Origin of the sequence: Paenibacillus humicola (assembly GCF_028826105.1) — a bacterium.
Lineage (GTDB): Bacteria > Bacillota > Bacilli > Paenibacillales > Paenibacillaceae > Paenibacillus_Z > Paenibacillus_Z humicola.
The window spans coordinates 2,693,385-2,715,542 of record NZ_JAQGPL010000001.1 but is presented as its reverse complement, the minus strand read 5'-3'; the positions used below and the strand labels follow the sequence as shown (position 1 = coordinate 2,715,542).

24 protein-coding genes are annotated in these 22,158 nt (G+C 56.4%); all 24 read right to left on the bottom strand.

From position 1 onward, the window contains the following. Positions 1 to 4: 4 nt before the first annotated feature. Positions 5 to 1,183: a zinc-binding dehydrogenase gene (locus PD282_RS12595; protein ID WP_274651024.1), complete on the bottom strand. Its 1,179-nt coding sequence runs from the start codon at positions 1,181 to 1,183 to the stop codon at positions 5 to 7. A 168-nt stretch (positions 1,184 to 1,351) separates the two neighbouring features. Beyond that, positions 1,352 to 1,531 (bottom strand): hypothetical protein, encoded by a 180-nt coding sequence (locus tag PD282_RS12590; protein ID WP_274651023.1) that lies wholly within the window; start codon positions 1,529 to 1,531, stop codon positions 1,352 to 1,354. Then, positions 1,525 to 1,908: a GNAT family N-acetyltransferase gene (locus tag PD282_RS12585; protein WP_274651022.1), complete on the bottom strand. Its 384-nt coding sequence runs from the start codon at positions 1,906 to 1,908 to the stop codon at positions 1,525 to 1,527. The genes PD282_RS12590 and PD282_RS12585 overlap by 7 nt, the downstream gene beginning before the upstream one ends. Positions 1,909 to 1,934: 26 nt before the next feature. Beyond that, complete coding sequence (locus PD282_RS12580) at positions 1,935 to 2,462, bottom strand: DinB family protein (protein ID WP_274651021.1); 528 nt, start codon at positions 2,460 to 2,462, stop codon at positions 1,935 to 1,937. 48 nt (positions 2,463 to 2,510) lie between these two features. Beyond that, the gene (locus PD282_RS12575) at positions 2,511 to 2,960 is read right to left on the bottom strand and encodes a YdeI/OmpD-associated family protein (protein ID WP_274651020.1); all 450 of its coding nucleotides are present in this window, start codon (positions 2,958 to 2,960) and stop codon (positions 2,511 to 2,513) included. Positions 2,961 to 2,985: 25 nt separating this feature from the next. Continuing rightward, positions 2,986 to 3,783 (bottom strand): alpha/beta fold hydrolase, encoded by a 798-nt coding sequence (locus tag PD282_RS12570; protein ID WP_274651019.1) that lies wholly within the window; start codon positions 3,781 to 3,783, stop codon positions 2,986 to 2,988. A 246-nt stretch (positions 3,784 to 4,029) separates the two neighbouring features. Continuing rightward, on the bottom strand, positions 4,030 to 4,452 hold the full coding sequence (locus PD282_RS12565) for a VOC family protein (RefSeq protein WP_274651018.1): 423 nt from the start codon (positions 4,450 to 4,452) through the stop codon (positions 4,030 to 4,032). Positions 4,453 to 4,559: 107 nt separating this feature from the next. Continuing rightward, the gene (locus PD282_RS12560) at positions 4,560 to 5,924 is read right to left on the bottom strand and encodes a helix-turn-helix domain-containing protein (protein WP_274651017.1); all 1,365 of its coding nucleotides are present in this window, start codon (positions 5,922 to 5,924) and stop codon (positions 4,560 to 4,562) included. Positions 5,925 to 6,135: 211 nt separating this feature from the next. Then, positions 6,136 to 6,945 carry a type II pantothenate kinase gene (coaW, locus tag PD282_RS12555; RefSeq protein ID WP_274651016.1) on the bottom strand — a complete coding sequence of 270 codons (810 nt, stop codon included), beginning with the start codon at positions 6,943 to 6,945 and terminating at the stop codon, positions 6,136 to 6,138. 191 nt (positions 6,946 to 7,136) lie between these two features. Beyond that, the gene (locus PD282_RS12550; RefSeq protein WP_274651015.1) at positions 7,137 to 7,337 is read right to left on the bottom strand and encodes an ABC transporter permease family protein; all 201 of its coding nucleotides are present in this window, start codon (positions 7,335 to 7,337) and stop codon (positions 7,137 to 7,139) included. A gap of 180 nt (positions 7,338 to 7,517) precedes the next feature. Beyond that, positions 7,518 to 7,970, bottom strand: coding sequence for a MerR family transcriptional regulator (locus PD282_RS12545; RefSeq protein ID WP_274651014.1), 453 nt, complete (start codon positions 7,968 to 7,970; stop codon positions 7,518 to 7,520). Positions 7,971 to 8,178: 208 nt separating this feature from the next. Continuing rightward, positions 8,179 to 8,811 (bottom strand): hypothetical protein, encoded by a 633-nt coding sequence (locus PD282_RS12540; protein ID WP_274651013.1) that lies wholly within the window; start codon positions 8,809 to 8,811, stop codon positions 8,179 to 8,181. Then, positions 8,804 to 10,561: a sensor histidine kinase gene (locus PD282_RS12535; RefSeq protein WP_274651012.1), complete on the bottom strand. Its 1,758-nt coding sequence runs from the start codon at positions 10,559 to 10,561 to the stop codon at positions 8,804 to 8,806. The genes PD282_RS12540 and PD282_RS12535 overlap by 8 nt, the downstream gene beginning before the upstream one ends. Beyond that, positions 10,558 to 11,238 carry a response regulator transcription factor gene (locus PD282_RS12530; protein ID WP_274651011.1) on the bottom strand — a complete coding sequence of 227 codons (681 nt, stop codon included), beginning with the start codon at positions 11,236 to 11,238 and terminating at the stop codon, positions 10,558 to 10,560. Before PD282_RS12530 ends, PD282_RS12535 begins: the two co-directional genes overlap by 4 nt. A gap of 333 nt (positions 11,239 to 11,571) precedes the next feature. Beyond that, on the bottom strand, positions 11,572 to 12,519 hold the full coding sequence (locus PD282_RS12525) for an aldo/keto reductase (protein WP_274651010.1): 948 nt from the start codon (positions 12,517 to 12,519) through the stop codon (positions 11,572 to 11,574). Between the two features lie 220 nt (positions 12,520 to 12,739). Further along, entirely contained in the window at positions 12,740 to 13,276 is a 537-nt protein-coding gene (locus PD282_RS12520) for a GNAT family N-acetyltransferase (protein WP_274651009.1), read from the bottom strand. Between the two features lie 191 nt (positions 13,277 to 13,467). Continuing rightward, positions 13,468 to 13,932 carry a putative immunity protein gene (locus PD282_RS12515; RefSeq protein ID WP_274651008.1) on the bottom strand — a complete coding sequence of 155 codons (465 nt, stop codon included), beginning with the start codon at positions 13,930 to 13,932 and terminating at the stop codon, positions 13,468 to 13,470. A gap of 168 nt (positions 13,933 to 14,100) precedes the next feature. Beyond that, on the bottom strand, positions 14,101 to 14,856 hold the full coding sequence (locus PD282_RS12510) for a phytanoyl-CoA dioxygenase family protein (RefSeq protein WP_274651007.1): 756 nt from the start codon (positions 14,854 to 14,856) through the stop codon (positions 14,101 to 14,103). Between the two features lie 260 nt (positions 14,857 to 15,116). Next, positions 15,117 to 16,070: an ABC transporter ATP-binding protein gene (locus PD282_RS12505; protein WP_274651006.1), complete on the bottom strand. Its 954-nt coding sequence runs from the start codon at positions 16,068 to 16,070 to the stop codon at positions 15,117 to 15,119. After that, positions 16,060 to 17,043, bottom strand: a complete 984-nt coding sequence (locus tag PD282_RS12500) for an ABC transporter ATP-binding protein (protein ID WP_274651005.1) — start codon at positions 17,041 to 17,043, stop codon at positions 16,060 to 16,062. Before PD282_RS12500 ends, PD282_RS12505 begins: the two co-directional genes overlap by 11 nt. Before the next feature lie 2 nt (positions 17,044 to 17,045). Then, positions 17,046 to 17,936, bottom strand: coding sequence for an ABC transporter permease (locus PD282_RS12495; RefSeq protein WP_274651004.1), 891 nt, complete (start codon positions 17,934 to 17,936; stop codon positions 17,046 to 17,048). A 36-nt stretch (positions 17,937 to 17,972) separates the two neighbouring features. Beyond that, positions 17,973 to 18,938 carry an ABC transporter permease gene (locus tag PD282_RS12490; protein ID WP_274651003.1) on the bottom strand — a complete coding sequence of 322 codons (966 nt, stop codon included), beginning with the start codon at positions 18,936 to 18,938 and terminating at the stop codon, positions 17,973 to 17,975. Between the two features lie 25 nt (positions 18,939 to 18,963). Further along, complete coding sequence (locus tag PD282_RS12485; protein WP_274651002.1) at positions 18,964 to 20,973, bottom strand: peptide ABC transporter substrate-binding protein; 2,010 nt, start codon at positions 20,971 to 20,973, stop codon at positions 18,964 to 18,966. Positions 20,974 to 21,549: 576 nt separating this feature from the next. After that, positions 21,550 to 22,062, bottom strand: a complete 513-nt coding sequence (locus tag PD282_RS12480) for a hypothetical protein (protein WP_274651001.1) — start codon at positions 22,060 to 22,062, stop codon at positions 21,550 to 21,552. Positions 22,063 to 22,158: the final 96 nt, after the last annotated feature.

Here is a 22,158-nt window from a genome sequence, read left to right as displayed (position 1 = left end):
TGCTTCATTGTCCGAAGGTAAGCAGGCCTTTCATATAATTTCCGTCGCTCATGCGATGCAGCGTCCGCTCCAGCTCGTCAAGGGACGTAACATGCGTATACAGCTTGTCGTAACTGATTTTGGCATGGCGCTTCAGCAAATGAAAGGCTTTGTCGAACGCTTTCGCCGAGTTTGCGCTCATTCCGATGATGCGCGCATGCTTGCCGCAAATTTGGCGTGCCGGGTCGATGGCGACGGTCGAGCCGGTATTCACCATATTGCCGACTTCGATCAGCGTTCCCATTCTCCGGATCATGTCCAGCCCCTCGACAAAAGCGCCGGGAACGTTGGCGCATTGGATGACGACATCCGCTCCTTTGCCGCCCGTCATGTCTTTGACCTGTTTGATCCGTTCTTCCGGCGTCGTTTCCCGAATATCGATGACCGCATCGGCATCGGACAATTCCCGGGTAATGGAAAGCCGCTCTTTTCTTCCCCCGACGATAATTACCCGTTCCACCCCCATCGTTCGGGCGACGAGAGCCGTCAACGCGCCGACCGGACCGGCGCCCATCACCACAACGGACGAGCTTGTGGTGAAGCTCTCTTCCACGACGCCCGGACTCATAACGGCAAGCTCGATGGCGCGAACGGCTACCGCCAGCGGGTCGAGCAGCACGGCAACTTCGGAGGGCATATCATCCGGAAGCTTCCACATATAGGTGCCGGGGAAAACATACAAATATTCGGCAAACCCGCCTTTAAAATGAGGAAACAGCTCGACATCGGAGCTGATGCCCGCGACGCCCTCCAGTCCCAGCTTCTCGTAGGGTATACCATAAACGAACGCGTTGTCGCAGACCGTACAGGTTCCCGATCCGTAGGTCAGGCAGCCTTCGCATTTTCCGCACGTGATCCAAGGATACAGCACGACCCGGTCGCCGACCTGGACGGGTCCGCCAAAAATATGCTGCGTCCGGTTCGCATTCTTGCCCATTTGCACAATCGTGCCCGTAACCTCGTGTCCGAGAATTGCGCTGTAAGGCGGATTCTGCGGAAAAAGATGACCGTCCGTGCCGCAGACGCTCGCCGCATCGACGCGCAGCAGAAGCGCCCCTTCGCCCGCCTCGGGAATCGGCAGCTGCCTGACCTCCATTTGTCCCGTTCCGGTCCATACCGCCGCCCTGGCTGTTTCCCGTAACATAACCTTCATCTCCCCCATCGGCAAGTTGGAATTATATGACATGAATCCGCTTACTTATCATCCCATATGTCCTATGTAATCAGGAAGTGCGGCGGACTGTCAATGGCATTTTTGAAAGGCACGGCGGTTTCCCTTGCCCTTGTTCAGTCGCAGGCCGAGCTGAGACAGCTAATCATCCGGCTCCTTCGCCTTTATTTCAATATGACCGGACCGGTTCAGCTTCCAACCGTAAGCGGATTCCTTCAGCTTCGTACCGCCAATTTCAATCTCTTTCTCGCGAATGAACCGGCCTCCAAGCGCCTCGTAAAAATACCGGTTCGGGTTTTCGGACAGCACCCAGATCAGCATGCGTTAAATCGATGCTCCGCCAAATACGCAGCGGCGCTCCGGAATAGCCGTCTGCCGATTCCTTTTCGTTGATGCTCCGGAAGCAAATAGATGGCATACAGCTCTCCATCATACTCCGGATCTCCCGATCGCTCGGGCCCGCCGTCGGCAAACCCTAGGATGCGCCCCGCATGGTCTTCGGCTACAAATAATGTGCTGCGATCGGGCGGATGCTCAAGCCGGCGCCGCCACCTTTCCTCCCTGGACCGGTACGATAACCCTTGAAGGAAGTCCGCGGGAATCAAGTCTTTGTAAGTCGACCGCCAGCAGTCCACATGAACTCTCGCGACCGCCGGCGCATCGATTGCGTTCGCTTCCCGAATTGTCCAAGCCGCCACGGATGGTTCCTCCTTTCACGACCGCTTTAACGTTTCAGTACGCTCAAATAATTTTTGAACGCGCCGACGTCCTCGCGGTATCTGCCGGCCATCACCCGAATAATCTGGGCCATATGCGTCATATCGTGCACAACCCATGCCGAGATCAGTTCTCTTGCCTTTACCGGTCCCAGCGCTGGGTGCAGGCCCGTCCATTCCAAATGACGCTCAGAATCATCGATGAGCGCCTTCAGCTTGACTATATTTTGCGCACGGACGATGCTGAACGCTTCAAGCTTTCGCTCGATCGGCATTTCGGCGTCATCGTTCAGGTGCGCAAAACGGTCGAAGGCGGGAAACGGCTCGCGCTCCCCTTCCCGAAGCATAAATTCGAGCCGCGGAATCCAGTTCGTCTTCTCGGCCTCGATGAGGTGATCGACAACCTCCCCGGCGTTCCATGTTTCGTCGCCTTCCCTGCACGACAGCCATGCTTCCGATAAACCGGCAAGCAGCCCTTCCAAAGTCTTTGGCGTGCGCTCCAAAATCTCAATCGCTTCGTTCCAATTAAAATTCACGGACGTCGCTCCTTTCGGGGGAATGTGGTTTATGAAGCGCATAGCGTATTACTGCGTTTTACCTTCCCGCAGAGCCGCGACCGCTTTATCGATCCGCCGCTGCCGCGTTTCCGCCGTCTTGGCGTCCTCGATCGGGAGAATAAACCGGCGCTTGCCGCTATAGGACAATTTTTCAAAGTAACTCCTGGCTTTATCGTCCTGATGGAGCGCCTGGGCGAAATCAGACGGCACGGCAAGCTCGCGCGGCTCTTGATCGAGCTCGATGTCGACCTCCACCTCGTCGCCTGCGGTTAAACCGGCCGCTTGGCGGTGCTCGGCGCTTACGGGGATCATGAACTGCCCGCCCATGGACCCCACTGTCGTGCGATACGTATAGCCTTGGACGGTAATTTTAACCGCCGGCTTCTTGCCCGAACCGAGCGCTGCGATCACATCCTCCGGAACGGGGATGCCGGTCGCCGTTTTGCCGTTGAGCTTGAGAAAAGACTTGAATTTCATCTTGTTCATACCTCCCGCAGCGTAATTATGGGGTAAAAAATTCGGTCAGCACCGGCGCGAGAACAGCCGGTTTTACAATGTGCGTCTGACCGCTTATCGTTCGAAGACCGGCATTCGGCAGCGTTTCCGCGAGCGCCTGCATCGCGTTTCGCATCCAGGCGGGGCTTTTTCCGCCGACGGCAACGAGCGTCGGTACGGTTACGGCGGACCACTTGCCGGCAGGAAGCGGCTTCCCTTGCTGCAGGCTCACGGTGAGCATCGTATCGTAAGGAAGCGTATGCGCGACCGACTTCATTCTGGGCCATGCCGGCATCAGCTGCATCATGGCGACGAATATCGAAGGGATTTCGATTCCCTTGCGCATGAAATATTTGATCGCATCGCCGTACCGGCCCGATTCGACAAGCCCGTTCATCTGCTCCAAATAGAAGTCCGGTACCGGGGAGCGGCTGCCGTCGACAATGAACGGAGCCTCGTAGAGCGCCAATTTCCTGACGGACGGAAGTCGATTGGCCGCCTCAAGCGCTAACGCGGCACCGGACGAGATGCCATAGAGGTAAGCCGATCCGCCGGCCCGCTCGATTAATGCCTCGATATCTTCGACTTCCCGTTCAACCGCATACGGTTTCGTGTCTCCGCTTTCCCCCCGTCCGCGCCGGTCGTACGCGTAGACGGAAAAACGGCCGGCCAGCTGCGCCGCCAGCGGACCGTTTGGACCGGACGCCCGGTAACAGAGCGCACCGTCGACCAAAATAAGCGCGGGTCCTTCACCCAACTGATCGTAGGCGATGGTAGTGCCGTCCTTTGAGATGACGTGACCCATAGGGACACCTCTTTCCTGTTTGGGGTTTATCGAATGGCAATGGATATTTTCAAGGAATTTCGATAAATGTTCCTTTTTTCCTGCCGGATATCCCGTCCCCTATTCAAGCGACGAATAAGGTAAGGCGGCTTCGACATCCCCGTCAAAATAATTTCACGCCAAACAGCCGCCCCCTGCAGGGCGGCCTATTGAAAGACGTTTATGAAATTAATACGAAGCTTTCGTTTGCAGCTTACCGCAATAAGCCTAGCCTTCACGGCAGATCATCAGCTTATTGCCGTCCGGGTCGTTCACCACGAACCAGTGATCGTGCATAATGTCCGTTTCCAGTTCTACGCCGAGCGACTTCATATAATCATATGAGCCCTGCAAATTGTTCGTCATCAGCATGAATGCCGGTGTTTGGATCGCCGGCGCGCCTTCCGGCCGGCCGCCTCCCCATTTGGGCATCGTATCCAATACGACGCCGGTCCCTTCCATCGGAAGCGGGCATAAATGGCCGTGACTAATCGGGCAATCGTCTTCGTTCACGCCAAGGACGCGGCAGTACCAGCTGCGCGACTTTTCAATATCCCGTACCGGGACAAAAATAGACCCTACTTTGTTTTTGATCGGGCTGATCGGGCTGGTCCGCCCTGAAGCATCTTCCGCTTGCAGTTGTTTGTCCATCGTTTTGCCTCCATGCATCATTTTTAACAATTTCGGCACGGCATACGGCCGATATCCTTCCGGTGACGTTTTACGATTCGGCAGTTCGCTCATGGTTGATCCTCCGATTATGACTTCATTCTGACGGGTACGTAACACTCCGCGATAACGGAGCGTTCAAAGGACGTATTCGACTGTACCGGCTGCACCGTGTCCCGAGCCGGTACGTATCTGGTGTACCAGGTACGTGCGGTATCCGGCCGGTATTCGGAAGACGCATTCAGAAAACGATAAATCCGTTCCAGGACGCCGGTCATAGATCCGTAAGCTCCGCTTATCATCCGGGCATAAAGGCCCCCTTCCAGCTGCGAGAGCAGCGTCGCGTCATTCCCGGCAGGAACCTTGTTTTCCGGAAGGGAGATATACAGCTCATATTTGTGATCCTCAGTCCAGCTTCCGGTTCCGCAGCTCATGAATACGTCCAAGCTGTTACAGCTCCCGTTAACGTCCCGGGCGAGCCATGTCATGGCCGCCGCATCCGCCTTTTCGGCACAGCCGGCTCCCTCCGCCCGAAAACGAATGACGCTGACCGCCGGCCGCTCCACGAATTCAATCTTTTCCTGAATGGCGCTGCGGCTCACAGGAAGGTACAGCTTCATGCGGACAACCCGGTCTCCATATAGAAAATATTCTTCCATATAGCCATGCTCTCCCAGTTTGAAAGCGCTTCTCGGAAGCCATTTTGATAACATTCGGTCCCATGCGGCGGCGACGCTCTCCCCGGACCCTGCTGGAATCCGGCTCATGGCATAGAGACCTCCCTGCCGTTCAACCGGGTGCAGCTCTGGATGCTCCAAGACAAGTGCGGAACCGATTTCGCCGAAAGCGGCCAAATGATAGCCAAACGGCCGCCCGGTTCCTTCAAGATCCACATTCCAGCCGAACAGCCGAAGCCTTCCGTTATCGATGCCGATCCCCGAGAGAAGCTTCCTGAACTGCTTAAAGGCCCTTTCTTCCATTCCCTCCTCATGATCGGAGCGATATAAATAACCGACTCCCCGGGCGGCTTCGAGCCTCATGACCCGCATATCCGGGAATCGTTCGGCGATCTCGCGGTCCTCCGCAAAGAAGACGCGTTCTTCAAGATTCATCGGTTCGAAGCTGAAGATCGATTCGGAACGCCGGTAAACCCCCGGGGTCAGACCCGTATACCGTTTGAACGTTTTCAAAAAAGTCGAGTACGCCTCGAACCCACACCGGAATCCGATGTCAACCGCAGGAAGATCGGTTTCGCGCAGCAGACAGGCCGCCTCGCTAGTCCGTCGCTGACGCAGGTACTCTTTAACGGGATGGCCCGTTATGGCATAGAACAACCGGTACAAATTCGGCACCGACATCGAAGCCGCTTCGGCGATTTGTTCAAGCGTGAGCGGCTCGTGCAGCCGTTCTTCCACATAATCGATCGCTTTCTGGACGATTTTGGATGTCTGCATACCATCCCCCCATTATCGCTGTCCTAATCGGATGCGTCTCTGTTTGGTAAACATATCATAGCAAACCGCTGCCGCTTGAAGAGTGTCATTTTTTATCAAAATAAGCGAAGCCGGGCGTTTTTGACATTCAAAAACCCGGCCCTTTTAATTAATGCCCTAAATAATTCACCACATGAAAGAAAGCGAATTCTGCATTCGCCCGAGGCCCACGTCACGCCAGACTCAGCAAAGCCCCGATCGCACCGCAATATTCGCCGTTCTCGAGAAAGCGGGCTTGCGCCCCTCTGAGCTCCGTGTACCGTTCGACGACCTGCTTCAGCAGGTCGTTCCCGATGAAGGACGAGCCGATAAACACGATGGTCGACATTCCGCATTGGCCGGCGGCAAGCACGCTCGTCGTCGCTACCGTTTCGCCCACCAGACCGATGACGGAAGCGAGCAAATCTTCGCGGCTCAGCTGCTCTTCCGCATGAAGAGACATCAGGTTTCCGAAATTGCTGGCCGTCAAATCGCCCGGAATCGGCGGCTCGGCTCCCTCGTAAATATGGCTGACTTTCAAATCGATCCGGTCGCGCATGCCCTTTGCCGCCATCGATACGATCGTTTCATAATCGGTTATGCCGGTCAGCAGCCGGGAAAGCCCCATGATCGTTCCGCCGCCGACGCCTGTGCCGCCCACCCTGCGGTGGCCCCCATTTTCCAAATGATGGATCGACGTACCGGTGCCCACATTTGTGAACACAAACTCCGTTTGGGACATCGCGTTCCGGGCCAGCAAATAGCGAACGCCGCTGCTTGACGCCTCGAATTCCACGATTTCCGCCGGCGCTGTGTCCAAGTAGGAAGCCAATAAAGCCGCTTTCCCCCCGGTAATGCAGATTTGAGCATTTTTCATTCCGTTTATCCACGAAGCCGCCTGCTTCAGCTCGGAAACCGGAAACTTTCGATAGTCGGTCGTTTCCTTTTCCATGACGGCGATTTTAATCAGGGTGCCTCCAGCGTCAATTCCGACTTTGATCAAATGTCATTCACTTCCTCTTGTTTGTATGCCTTTGCCCTTCCCGTCCATCTCTTTATTCGCCGGGTATCCCCATTATCCTCTCAAACGGCACGCGCATGCAAACAATTGGCAACGACAAAAGAAGCCGCTTGCGCGGCCTTTCGTTTCGATGGTCTCGTTTTACGATAGAATGGACTTCGTTCCGCGACTTCTCAGCCCTTTACCGCGCCGTCGGTAATGCCTTGGATGATCCACCGCTGGAATACGGCGAAAATGACGACGATCGGAATCGACGACAAAATCAGCGACGCCAGAATAAGCGACCATTCCCGGCTGTATTTGCCGAAAAACATGTTGATCGTCAGCACCAGCGTATAGTCTCGGTAATCGGTCAGCAGCAGGATCGGCAGCATCGCGCTGATCTCCCCTTTCGGCCATAATGATCTATATTACGGGAATACGTGCGGGAGGACAATCCTGTAAACCTGTAAACGCTGTCACTTATCGCCAGACGGCTGCCCAGACAGGGGCCGGCTCGGAAAATACAAAAAAGCCGCTCGGAGCGGCTGCGGACTTTCTCGTTGTGCTTTCCGTTAGCGGGCCGGGCGGTCGGATCCTACAAAATCCGGCGATTGCCGGGTTTCGTCTGCCGAATCCGGCTCCCGCACCGAAAGATTTTTCATGCGGCTCACCATATTCTCATAATAATCCAGCTTATAGTTCATCATCTCGAGCGCGGCGTTCATTTCCGCCATCTGAGCCACGATCCGAAGCTTATGCTCGTGAAGGACTTCATAGCTTTTCTCGAAATTCCGGTCCCCTGCGAAGGCCATATACCGTTCGATTTCCTTCAGGGGCATATGCGTCCGCTTGAGCGTGGTCACAAAAACAAACCGTTCCAGGTCGATCGAATCGTAAGTCCGCTGCCCGTTGTCCCTGCGTTTGGCCGGCGGGGTCAGCCCGATTTTCTCGTAATAGCGGATCGTATCGTAGCTGAGTCCCGTCCGGCTCGCGATGTCCGCGATCGTATACGTCGTCGGTTCCACCCGTATCCCCTCCTCGTTACCTGCATCATAACGCATGGAGCATACTCCAGGTCAAGCAGATTCGCCTGGACAGCTTCGCTTAAACGGCTGCCGGATCGATGTCCATCCGTTGTTTTCCCCGATTCCGGACAAAAAATGTACCGGGAAGTCCAAACAGGCTTCGCCGGTGCATGAAAGCGATGCTGCACTATTATTTGATCGTTCAGAACTACTTGAGCGTCAGTTTCTTAGACCAGGTCAGCTCGTGCCCCTGATCGTTCTTGAAGGTGAACGTCACCGTGCCTTCCTCGCCCTTCATCTTATCCGGATAAATGAACCCGGAAAATTGCCCGTCGCCGCTAATATAAAACCCGTCTTCGTCGTTGCCCCCGTGAGCGATAGCCTCCGCCGTCGTATTGACAATGGTGGTCTTATCGGACACCCACTTCATTTCAGACAGCGCATACCCGTCCGGACGCTTGTTGACCGTAAAATCGAAGCTGTTGCCTTCGATCGGCTTCGGAGTCTGGTCGATAATGATGTAAATGTCGTTTTCGGCGTTGGCCGTGCTCGTTCCTTGATCCGCATTGCCGGCGCCCGCTGCGTCTGTTCCATGGCCAGTCTCGTTGCCGGCATTCCCCGCGTCCGTTCCTTGGCCCGCGTTTGCCGGTTCCGTTCCGAGGCCGGCGTTATCCCCGTTACCCGCTCCGCCTGCGCCTTGAGCTCCAGACCCTTCCTGACTCGTACCGGCCTGCTGCCCGTTTGCGGCATTCGCCGCGGAGTCCGATTTCGCGCCGCATGCGCTGCACAGCAGCAGCACGAACACCGCAGTAATTAAAAGGATCGTTTTCTTGTTAGTCATGAGGACTTCCTCCGCTTTCTTGTAAGGTAAAATAAAAGGCGACGCCGTCCGCCGTGTTGCGTGCGCCGAACGTGCTGCCGTGAAGCTCCAAAATATGCTTGACGATCGCGAGACCGAGACCGGTTCCGCCGGATTTGCGGTCCCGCGAGCGCTCGGCCCTGTAGAAATGATCCCAAATGCGGGCAAGATCTTCTTCCGCGAGGTGCGGTCCGTCGTTTTCGACGACTGTTATAACGCGTCCGTCCGCCGCTCGGCGTATCTCGACGGTAACGATACTCTGCTCCGTCGCGTGGCGTATGGCGTTGCTCAGCAAATTCCGAACGACCTGCTCGATCCGCGCCGGATCCGCAATGACGCGCAGGTCCTCTTCGCCGGCTTTTAACTCGGCTCGCAAGCCTTTGCTTTCAAGCTGCTGCGCGAACGAATCGGCCGCGGTTTGAATCAGCGCTTGAAGCAGCAGGCTTTCGGGCTTCAGCCGAACCGCTTTAACCTCGTATTTGGACAGCTCCAGCATATCCATGATCAACGCGTTCATCCGGTCCGTTTCGCTTACGATGAGCGCCAGGTAGCGGTCCTTTTTATCGCCGGCCACCCCGTCCTGCAGGCCTTCCGCAAAGCCTTTCACGATGCCGAGGGGCGTCTTGAGCTCGTGGGAGATGTTCGCGATCAGCTCCTTGCGCAGCTGCTCGGAGCGCTGCTTCTCGAGCACATCCTGCTGAAGCTTCGTATTCGCCTCGGTCAGCTCCTGCAGCGCCGAATCCAAATTCCGGGATAACAAAGTCAAATGGCGCGACAGCTCGCCGAACTCGTCCTTCGAGCGGATTTCCGGCTCTGCGCCGAAATCCAGCCGGGCCAGGCGCGCAGCCGAGCGGCTGAGCGCAATCAGCGGACGGGATACGATTCGGGAGTAGATGAGCGACAGCACAAGGATCAGCAGCAAAATGATCGGCGTCAAAAAGATGACGTACTTCCCGAGAATGTCGACCGCTTCTCCGACAGGCTGCATCGAACTGAGAACGAACAAATAGCGCTCCCCGCCGCCGGCCGCCGGAAGCGGCCGAATGAGCACGGCGTACCGGACGCCGCTCCATTTGTCGCTCCATTCCGTCCGGACCGTCTGCCCGCTGCGCAGCCGGGACTGATCGCCGCCCTCGTCCGCCACCCAGTCGCGGAGTGCGTCGTCCAGGAGCGAATCCTGGTAAAGCGGATTGAACGAACGCTGTTCAGGCAGCAGGAGATCCGAAACTTTTCCGGAAACCCGTGTGAGCCCTTCCTGGACGGCCGCCGCATTTTCCCGCCGGATGACGACGGGATGCAGAACGGTATCCTTCTCGTCCATGTAAATGCCGTCCACTGTCAGCGTATCCCCGGCCCGGATGCCTTGCGGAAGATCGTCCTGCGTCATGCCTTCCGCCGGAATCGGTATGAGGATCCGTTTTTTTGACGTTTGCAGCTCCAAAAAATAAGGATCGACGGCGATACGCTCGAACCGTTGATTTAGCAGGGCAGTGCTTGCATCGTTTTCGTTCATGAATGCGCCGAGCAGCCGGGAAAGCTCCCGCTCGCCGGAACCCGCCTGCCCCAGCTGCACCGCAAACCGGCTCATATTCCGTTCCAGGGCATGAACCTTGGACAGCCGGTAAAAACGTTCGAAAAACAAGCCTTCCGCAAGCATCACAAGCGAATAGACAAGCAGAATCATGACCGACGTGACGACAAACAGCTTAAGCACGACGCTGTTTTTTCTCATGGCTCGACGTCGAATTTATAGCCCGAGCGGATGACGGTGCCGATCATCCGGCCTTCGTCCCCGAGCTTGGCTCTCAGCTTTTTAATATGCGTATCGACGGTGCGCAAATCGCCCTCATACTCGTATCCCCAGACCGCGTCCAGTATATATTCGCGGGACAGCACCTTTCCTTTGTGCCGGATGAGAAAGAGCAGCAGATCGTATTCCTTCGGCGACAAATTGACCGGCTGACCCGAGACGGAGACCGCATGAGCCATCCGGTTGACGGACAGCCGCCCGAAACGGAGCGTACCGCCTTCGCGGCCGACCGTCCCTTCCGTTCTTTTCATCAAGGCCGTGGCGCGGGCGACCAGTACCCGCGGGCTTAGCGGTTTTGTGACATATTCGTCGGCGCCGAGTTCGAACCCCATGACCTGGTCTTCGTCCTCCGCCCTCGCCGTAATCATAATGACCGGTACGTCCGATTTCTCGCGGATACGGCGGCATACCGACCATCCGTCCATTTCCGGCATCATAATGTCCAGGACGACGAGATCGACGGACGTCCGTTCGAAAATTTCCATGGCGATCCGCCCGTTCTCCGCTTCATGTACGTCCCACTGTTCCTTTTTAAAATAATCCGTTATAAACTCGCGCATCAAAATATCGTCTTCCACCAATAATATACTTCGTTTCATGGCAGCACACTCCGGGTCAATCCGTATCGTTATCGATTTGAGTCGGGACAAATTCGCGTATCCCGTCCCATTATGTTACCACAAGCGAGACTGAATCCCGGAAGGGGCTGCACGTTTCCCATTTCTCAAGCAGCCGGCTGCCGGCCCTGTTAATGCATGGTTGTCATCGTATCCACTGCACCTCCGTTCCTTCAATCCGAAGTATAACGGACTCCTGTGTACATCGTGTGTAGGTTGTGTGATCAAATGAAATTCATGCCGAAATCCGGCAAAAAAATACCGCCCGGCAAAAATTCCGGGCAGCCTGGGGATGTTGCAGCACGTCCTGTGTGATTAATTGGCGATGCTTTGCAGCACGTCCGCGCTCACGGCGCTCAGTCCGGCGATTTCCTCGTCCGTCACCTGAAGGCCGACGGCTTTCAGATTTTCAAGAAAATGCTGCTCGTTCTGCGTCCCGATAATCGCGGATGTCAAGCCTTTCTGGCGGAACAGCCAGTGAATGGCCACCTGCGACAGCGCGGCGCCTCGCGCATCGGCGATTTCCTTCAAGCCCGCGATGAGCGGAGCCGTTTTCCGCATGTTATCCGGCTGGAATAACGGACGGTTGCGCCGGAAATCGCTTACCTGATGGCCGTACAGATGGAACGCGCCGGTCAGGATGCCTTTGGCGACCGAGTTGTAGCTCATGATGCTGATTTCATGCTCGACGCAATACGCCATTAGGTCCTGCTCGATGTTCCGCTGCAGCAGGTTGTACTCCGGCTGAATCGCGTCGATCCGGCCGTATTCCATCGCCTGCTTCAGCTGGCCTAGCGAAAAATTGGACACGCCGATCGCCCGAATCACGCCTTCCTGCCGGAGTTTGACGAGCTCGCTCATCGTCTCTTCGATCGGAATCTCCTTGCTGGGAGCGTGAATGTAGTACAGATCGATATAGTCCGTATTGAGCCGGAACAAGCTTTGCGACACGGCAATCCGGATATCGTTTGGCCGCAAATGATGCGGGCTGATCTTCGTGGCGATGACGCAGTCCTTCCGCATCCCGCCGAGCGCCTTGCCCACGATCATCTCCGAACGTCCGGCACCGTAGAGCTCCGCCGTATCGAACGAATTGACACCGTTTTCAAACGCCGTTTGAAGCAGCCGGATATTGTCTTCGTCGGGCTTGACCGCCCACCGGTCCATGCCGCCCGCATATGCATTGCCTCCTCCGAGCTCCATAGCGCCGTATGTAATGCGCGAAACCTTCAGATCCGTTTTTCCGAGCTGGACGTATTCCATTTTGCAGCCGCCTTTCTAAGATAAAATATCGATAAAGGTTGAATCCTGATGAACCGGTGCGAACGTAGTTCCATTATAAACGAATTTGACGCTCATGTTAAAGATGCTGCGGCCGTTCTCCCGCGCGTTTAAATCGGCTGTAGACGCCAGCTTGTTGCGCGCTTCGTCCTCTTCGATGACCCCGAAATCGGCAAGGGTCAACGGATAAGGGGTTATTAACTTAACCGATGCGCTTCATGAAAATATAAATCACTTCCGCCTGGCGGTGCTTTTCACGCATCACCGCTCTTGTTTTGCTGCCTTCCGCACAGGAGGAAACGCCCACCCGCTCGTATTCTTCGCCGGCCGGTCCTTTTGCCACAAGCTCGAAAGGGTCAAACCCGTTTTTCAGATAAAAGGCTTCGACCTTCGGATCGTCGGCACTGCCGGCTTCCAGCCTGCGAAATCCGGCCGACATCGCGATGGTTTCGATTTCACGGACGAGCAGGCTGCCGATTCCTCGTCTGGCGAAGCTTTTATTCGCATCCAGATTGACAGCGATTCCCTGAATCGCGAAGGCGGACCGGTCCTTGCGCGACGGTTGGCCGTAACAAATACCGGCCAGCTCTTCTTCGTCAAAAGCCGTGAGGTAGCAGCCGGGATTAGTCCGGACCCGCGCGGCAAATTCGGCGAAGCTTTCCCGGTCCAGATATTCGCATTGGAATTCGTGTATCCTCGAATAAATGTCTTCCAGCACGGGCCGAATGATGACGTTCATGTCTGATGACGCCTCCTGTTCTTTCATGGATTAGATGCGCCTGGCGTTCGTCCGGTTCACGAAAATTGAAAAAAAGCACAGCCGTCTTTGACTTCCGTCAGTTAATGGCTGTGCTCATCTCATGAGGTCTGGCAGCTTGCCTTGCGTTGTGTGGGATCAGCCGTTACGGCAGGCAGCTGCCTTGCCCCGATTTATATCGTTTCGCCTCCGTATAACTCCGCCAGTCGCCGCAGCTGCCACTCGCGCACCCGGTCTGCGGCGGCGGAAACGCCGGGGCCGGAGGCGTGCGCGCAGGCTTTGGCCGCGTAGGTTGCGGCATGCACGGCATGCGCGGCGGCATGAGCGGTCGCCGCGGCGTGGCCGGCGGCACGCGCGGCTGCGGCGGCGGCCGCGTCGCCCGCTTCGCGCGCGGCGGTGTGCGCGGCAAAGGCGGCTCTGCGCGCTCGCGCCATCGGAAGCTCGCCGCGCACCCAGACGCGCGCCGCTTCAATCGCGCGGCGCGGCCGGTCGTCTGCCGGCGCCTTTCGTTCGAAGTGCCGGAGCACATGCTCGGCGCAATCGGCGGCCCAAAGCGCCAACGTCCGTTGATCGCATATGCTTGCTCGGTCTTCGATCGATTTCCGGAGCTTCGAATCGACAAAAGTCGGTTTTATCATCGGATTCCTCCAGGCTCCATCAAAATCATTACAGGTTCTTCCAATGATATCAAATAACCGTGCTTCATAAAAGAGCCAAAGCCGGCAAGCGCCAACGCCGGCGTGCGGCAGGTGCCTAAAGCCGGCAAAAAAGAGCAGAACGCCGCAGCGTCTGCTCCTTGTCGCGCTTTACCGTCCGAGCGATTGAATGCCCGGCCAGTGCAGCCATATATTACGCATCGGGGCGCGCCAGTCCAGATCGTGATCGACATGCTTCAATCGGAAGAAGCAGGCATACCGGATATTCGGCGACACGTTGGGACCGATCCCGTGCGCCACCTGGTAATGGACCAGCACCGCGTCCCCGGCCTGTCCCGTAATCTGCACCGGCTCCGGCATCGGAACGGGCGGCATCCCGTTTAACAAGGCATCCGGTCCGTGCTCGCGGAAATAGGCTTCAAACAGCCGGTGCGTGCCCGGCCACACCGTGAAATTTCCCGCATTCGGCTTCGGCAGATCGCTCAGAAACACCCCGACGAGGGCGGTGAAATTGGCGATGACGCCCTTGGGGACGCCGTTGTTCGGGGAATGCATGCCGTCCAGGTGATAACCGGTCCGCAGCGAATTCAGCTCGGCCGCTGCCGGAAACCGAAGCGCGATCTGGCCGGCGCCTGCCGGCTTCAGCTTGCCTTCCCCGATGACGGATTCGGCCAGCTCCCAAATCGGCGTCTTGTTCAGCAGACCCGTAATGACCGGATCCCGCTGCAGCTCCGGGCAATACGACTGCGACCTAAAAATCGGCATCCGCTCGGTGTCCATCCCTTCTCCGACGGAATGATTGATCGCCTTGACGGCCTCGTCCACCATCAGCTTCGGAACAACGCCCGGCAGCTTGACGTAGCCGTGCTCCAGCAAATGCTCCCGCTGTTCGTAAGTCAGTTTCATTCGTATGGCTCCTCCGTTCTCATTCCCGGTACCTTTGATTTTGGAAAAAACGCCCTGTATCCCTGTTCGTTGGAGTCAGTGCCGTTTCCTTCTTGCTCAACCGGAAATTAGTATCGATTATAAAGCCGCAGGCAGCCCTGTTACCGCGGCCGATTAGCCTGCCGTATCAGTGTTACCGCGGCCGAAAAACCCGCCGTATTCCGGCAAACCTGCCGATTCGGCCCCTTCCGCTGAAAAAACGCCCTTATCGGACCTTTCGCTTACCCGGCAAAATGACAAGCCGCCTCGTGACCCGGCCGGATCAACCGCTTCTCCGGCTTCTGCGAGCGGCACTTCTCGGTCGCCAGCGGGCAGCGCGGATGAAAGGCGCAGCCGGAAGGGGGGTTCAGCGGCGACGGCATTTCCCCGCGGATTTCGACCATTTCCCGCTTAACGCCGGACTCTGGAATTTTCAATACGGAATCCATTAAAACGCGGGTATACGGATGCTGCGGGTTCGCGAAAACTTCCTCGACCGGCCCGTTTTCCACGATTTCGCCCAAATACATAACGGCCACTTCGTCACTCAAATATTCGACCACAGCCAAATTGTGGGAAATGAAGATGGAGGTCAAATTGAACTCCTGCTGCAGCTCCTGAAGCAGCATAATGATCTGCAGCTGGATCGACACGTCGAGCGCGGAAACGGCTTCGTCGCAAACGATCAGCTTCGGCTGCAGGGCCAGCGCCCGCGCGATGCCGACCCGCTGCTGCTGTCCGCCGGACAGCTCGGTCGGATAAGCGTCCGCCACGGACAGCGGAAGCCCGACGCGCTCGAGCAGCTCGTCGACCCGTTTCAGCTGCTCCTTCTTCGTCCCCATTTTATGGATGATCATCGGATCCTGAATAATACGTCCGACCGACATGCGCGGATTGAGCGCCGACAACGGGTTTTGGAAAATCATCTGCATCTGCTGGCGTTTCTTCCGCAGCGCTTCGCCGGGCAGCTTCGTAAGCTCTTCCCCGTCGAACCGGATGCTTCCCCCGTCCGGCTCGAGAAGCCGCAGTACCGTGCGGCCCACGGTCGATTTGCCCGAGCCGCTCTCGCCGACGAGCCCGAGCGTTTTGCCGCGGGGGATGCGGAAGGATACATTGTCTACCGCCTTCAGCGTTTTGCCGGAGACGTTGAACATCTTCTTGATGCCGTTCACGACGAGGAGCTCCTCAGATGACATGGTTGATCACCTCTTCCGCGCGGTGGCAGGCCACCGAATGGTTCATGTCGACCGTTGTGAGCTCGGGAATATCGCGGCGGCACGGCTCGATCGCTTTCGAGCAGCGCGGCGCGAACGGACAGCCCGACGGCGGCAGTATCGCCACTGCGGATTGGCCGGGAATCGGTACAAGTTTGCGGTTTTTGCTCCCGATTTCGAGAATCGACGACTTCAGACCGGTGCTGTACGGGTGAACCGAGTGGCGGATAAACTGCTCGGCGGTTGCGCTCTCCATCACTTTGCCTCCGTACAGCACGACGATCCGGTCGCAGAAATTTGTGGCAACGCCGAAATCGTGGGTAATGATGATGGTGCTCATCCGCCGTCTCTCCCGCGCTTTGCGCAGCACCGCCAGCACCTGCATCTGCACGGTCACGTCGAGCGCGGTCGTCGGTTCGTCGGCGATCAGCAGCTTGGGCTGGCAGGCCAGCGCGATCGCAATCATGACCCGCTGGCGCATGCCGCCGGAAAACTCGTGCGGATAGCTCCGGTACCGGCTTTTCGGATCGGGGATGCCGACCTCCTCAAGCAGCGCCAACGTGCGCTTATACGCTTCCTCCTTGCTGCACAGCCGGTGAACGAGCATCGCCTCCGCAATCTGGTCGCCGATGCGCTGAATCGGATTCAGGCTTGTCATCGGATCCTGGAATACGACGCCGATTTCCCGGCCGCGCAGCGCCCGCAGCTCCCTTTTCGATAATGCGAGAAGGTCCCTGCCCTCGAACAAAGCCTGCCCCCCGGTGACGCGGCCGTTCGTGCCGATCAGACCGAGCAGCGACAGGATGGATACGGATTTCCCCGATCCGCTTTCGCCGACGATGCCGAGCGTTTCGCCGGGCTCCACCGCAAAATCGACGCCGTTCACGGCGTACACTTTGCCGCCCGGCCGGTCAAACGCTGCGTGCAGATTTCGAACCTCGAGCAAAGGCGCCATGCTTACGCATCTCCTTTCGGGTTGAGTGCCAGCTGCAGGCCGTTACCGACGAACAGGAACGACAGCAGCGTCAGCGCGAACACGCCGGCGGGAAAATAAAGCATCCACGGAAATCCGAGAATATTTTGCCCGCCCGCGGTCATCAGGTTACCGAAGCTTGGCATCGGCGGCTGCAGGCCGAGCCCGACGACGCTCAGCGCGGCGTCCAGCGTCATGGCCGTCGGCAGGCTGAACGACAGCGACACGATAACGCTTCCGATAATGTTCGGCAGCAGGTAGTGCCGGGCGATATGAAACCGGGTCGCGCCGAGCGAGCGGGCGGCTTCCACCATTTCCCCGTTTTTCAGCGTCAGCACCAGCCCGCGGATCAGCCGCGCATGGCCCGCCCACTGGGTAATGCCGATCGAGAGGAAAATCGGGAACAGCCCCCGGCCCAGCGACACAACCAGGATCAGGTTCAGGAAATAAGACGGAAACGCAAACATCAGATCGACGAGCCGCATGATGATATTGTCCGTCACCCTACCGGCGAAGCCGGCCCAGAGTCCGAGCACCGCGCCGATGACGAACGCGACGGCCGTCGCCCCGATTGCAATGACGCAGGCGAACCGGATGCTGTAAATAATTTCGCTGAACATATCGTGGCCGAGGCTGTCCGTGCCGAACGGAAAGCTCCAGCTCGGCGCCTCGTTCGCGTGGATATAATTCGCCTGTTCGTAGCCGTACGGCGCGATCAGCGGCCCGATGACCGCAATGACCAGTACAATGGCCACCCACACCAATCCCACAACCGCCAGACGGTTCTTCGAGAACCGCCGCCATGCCAGCGATCCGCGCGTTATTTTCCGCTCCGGGATCGTCTGGACCCCCGCAATGCTTTGGGCTGTACTCACGTGAGCTCCTCCTTTGTTTCCAAAATTGTTGCAGGCTTACGACCCCAGCTTCACGCGAGGATCCAACAGGCTGTAGACGATATCGACGAGCAGACTCATGAGCATCACCAGCAGCGATAAAATGAAAATCGAGGTCACCGCCAGCGGATAGTCGTTCGCCTGGAAGGCGTTGCCGAGCATGGTGCCGAGGCCGGGTATGGAAAACAGGTTCTCGATCCAGGTCGCGCCGACGACGGTAAAAGCGATCTGCGGCCCGACGATCGTCACCAGGGCGACGAGCGAGTTGCGCAGCGCATGCTTCCGGATAAGCGCCCCTTCCGGCACGCCTTTCGCTTTCGCCGTCCGGATGTAATCCTGGTTCAGCGTATCGATCAGGCTGCTGCGCATATACTGCGTAATCGCGCCGATGTTGCCGATGGCGAGCGCGATCAGGGGGAGAACGGTCTGTTGAGCGGTCCCCCACCCGTTAATGGGCAGAACCGGCCAGAACACGCCGAAGATCAGCATCAGAAAAACGGCGATGACGTACGGCGGTATCGCCTGGCCGCCAAGGGACAGCGTCGTCAGGCAGTAATCGACCCAGCTGTTGCGGCGGATAGCGGCGAAGATGCCGAGCGGAATCCCGATCAGTGCGGCGATGAAGGTCGAGCCGATGGCGAGAAACACGCTGATGGGAAACGCCGTCTTTAACGTATTCATGATGGGCGTCGTCGAGTTTTGAAAGGACGTGCCGAAGTTAAGCGAGAACGAGTGCACGATATACAGGTAAATCTGCTCGTAGAGCGGTTTATCCAGCCCGTATCGCTCCTCCCACTGCTTCATCAGGTCCTGGTAGGCCTGCGGATTCGCGGCGGACAAGGCCCCCGTCTGCTGGGCGACGAGCTGCTGGTCGAAAAAGCTGCCGGGAGCGTAATACATCAGCGTATAAGACAGCGCGATAATGACGCAGGTCGTTATCGCGATCGCCAGGAGCCGTTTAACCAGAAATCCGGACAACTGCATGGAAAACGCCTCTTTTCGTCTGAAATTACTTTCCTTTGGCCGCGGCGGCATCGTCCTTCACGGTCAGGTACTGCAGCTGGAAGAAGTTGCCGAACGAAAATTTGTTGAAGACGACGTTGCTGATCCACGGCCTCGTAATATAGATGTCCTTCGGCGCGTACAGCGGAACGGCCCAGCCGCTGTCGATAATCGACTGCGCCAGCTGCCCGGCGATCTCCGGCGCTTTATCGAGATCGCTTGCCGCCTGGCGTGCGGACAATATATTCCACTGCTTGGCGTAGTCCGGACGGTGCTGGTCCTGCCACACCTGCATGTCGAGACCGGTGGCGTTCCCGATAAAATTCCACGCGTTCACCCATGCCGTATGCTTATCTTTATCGGTCTTCGCATTTTTCCAGGCGTCGAGATAGCCCTGCCACACCTCCGCGTTGCTCGGAAGCGGAGTGAGCGAATCCCGGTACGCCGGATCGGTCTGGGAAGCGGCGTATTGAACGAGGAAAGCGTTGTCTTTTTCGAATGCGTCCTGCAGCGGTTTCCAGTCGGCTTCCTGAATGCCCTTCTTCTCGTCGTCGGGACTTCCGTATTTGGTCACGGAATAGGGATTGTTGGTCGCAATGCTCGCTTTCGCGACGTACTGCCGCCATTCCGGCGGAAGACTGTAGGCGTACGCCTCGAAGGTTTGCAGGTCCATGTTGGACGAATCCCACCAGTTGACGACCCCGTTGGACATGAAGAAACCGGGCTTGACGTCCTGATGGTAGCCTCCCCAGATGATATCGCCGAAAAGCGAGCCGGTCGTAGGCTCGATGACGGCGTTGATGCCCAGCGTATTTTTCAGCTGGTCGGCCGCGGATACCGCCGCAAGCACCTGCGGGTCGCCGACGGCCGGCGTATAAATATGGATCGTCGGCATGCCTTTGCCTCCGGGATAGCCCGCATCGGCCAGCAGCTTTTTCGCCTGATCCACGTCCCTCGGAATCCCCTTCTGAAATTTGGCGCTCGGCCAGTCGGGCGGGCCGAAGACGTCGGTCGGAAGAACCATGCCGTTCATGACTTTATTCGCGATAATCGACCGGTCGATGACCATCGCGATCGCTTTGCGCACGCGCTCATCGTCAAGCGGAGACTTCTCCAGCGCTTTATCGAAAGTAAGCCCCTGCACTTGAAAGTTCGGCGTTTCGTGGACCACATCGGGCATTTTTTTGCGCAGGAACACATAGTCGGACGGGTTTGAAATCGGCGCCATATCAAGCTGGCCGGCCATATAGGTCTGCACCGGCGTCGACGGCGTCGGAATGATTTTGATTTCCTTCACGTTGCCGACATTGAACCCGCTCGGGTTCCCTGCGTACTTCTCATTTCGGACGAGGTCGAGCGTGCCGTTCGGCACGAACTTGCGGACCACGTAAGGCCCGTTGCCGACAAAATACTGCGGCATGAACCAATCGTTCGGATGCTTGTCGACCACCGGCTGATACAGCGGCATCGACGACGACAGCGCGAACCAGCCGAGCAGCGACGGGTGCGGACGCGCCAGCGTGATGCGGATTTCGTACGGATTGACCACCTTCAACCCGACCTGATCCGCCGGCACCGCCCCGTTATGGTAGTTGCTCCCGTTTACGACAAACTGCATGAAGCTTTCCCACGTCGGCGCCTGCGTGTTTTCCGGCCCCATGAACCGCATCCAGGCGTAATAGAAGTCCTTTGCCGTCACCGGTTCCCCGTTGCTCCACTTCGCGTCCTTACGCAGGTAAAACGTCCAGGTCAGGCCGTCCTTCGATTCCGTCCAGCGCTCCGCCACCTTCGGCACCAGATTCAGATTGGTGTCGTAGCCGACCAAGCCTTCAAGAATGGTCCCCTGATCCACGAGTATCTGGGCCTGCCAGGCATGGGGGTCGAGACTGGTCATTGCCGGCTCCGCCACGGTCACTACGCTCCGGTCGCCCGCCTGCTTCGGCGAGCAGCCGGACAGCAGTCCCGCCGTGAGCATAACGGCCGTTAACGAAAGCGCTGTCATTTTCCTCGACAACATCGTGCCAGCTCCTTTTTCTGGAATGGTGATCCTACGTCTGCTTGCGCATATGAAAATTGCGGGGCGTCCTGTTAGCATCGGCGGCATGCGGCGGAGCGGGTCTTTTAGGAACGAGGCTGCAAATGCGTAATCTTATTTTATTCGTTTGTTTGGTATTTTAGCATAGAATGGAAAAACAAAATTGAGTTGTTGGAACTAATTTCAATTTGCCGTTTCAAATGCGCGTTTCGCGTATAAAATCTGCATAAATTAGAGGATAAAGCGCTTCCTTCCGCGCTGCGGGAATTAGCGAATTCGGGTATATTTTGTTTGTAAAGGTCACATTTATTATTTTTTTGTTTGGTTTATTGCCATACCTAACAAAAACAAAAAATGAGGATTTGGAACTACTTCGGCAGCCCAAGAAAAACGGCAGATGTTGTTTGTGGCAGGCACTGACTCAGCAGTCCGAGCAGATGAGTATTTTCCAGAAAGATCGTAGTCGTTTTATTTAAATGACCCGAAAATCTTACAAGATCGGCCAATCTAAAAAGCTGTATCAGCTGCCAGTACTAGATAAAGATGAATTTTGAGATGTCAGGGATTTGCTTTTTTATACAATACTTGGTTTTCAATTACACTTCCAGATCGATCTAACGCTTCTATTGATAAGGAGACAAATCGAGTCGTTTGAACGTAGTACCATATATACCCTTCATCGGTTTTAGCTATGTTGCACATCGAGCCGTTCACTAAAACCTGAGAAATTTGCTTATTTTGTACGGCTCCAAAGGCGATATACAAATCATCAGTCTCACCTGTAGCATAAGTAAAACCATTGTTTGAGGAAATAGGTGCATATCCATAAATACTCATTCCACCCTTATGAAGTATGGCAAGGCCAATCTGAGAATCGGTTTTATAAAAGATATACGTGTATGGTTTTTCTAATCGAATATAGAGTACTTTTTGGAATTTATCATCCTTACCTTCTAATTGATGTTCCATTTCATTTTTTGTAAGCTTGCCGCTAAAAAGTGACACAGCTGCAATTATACAGAGCACTGTTAAAGTGATTATCAATAGAACAAAACTGATGGTTTTTTTCATATCCCTCTCCTCCCCAAGAATAGCTATCGCTACAACAATCTTACATTAATAAGGAAAAGGAGTCCATTTCAGGACTCCTTCTGTAACAGGAATGGG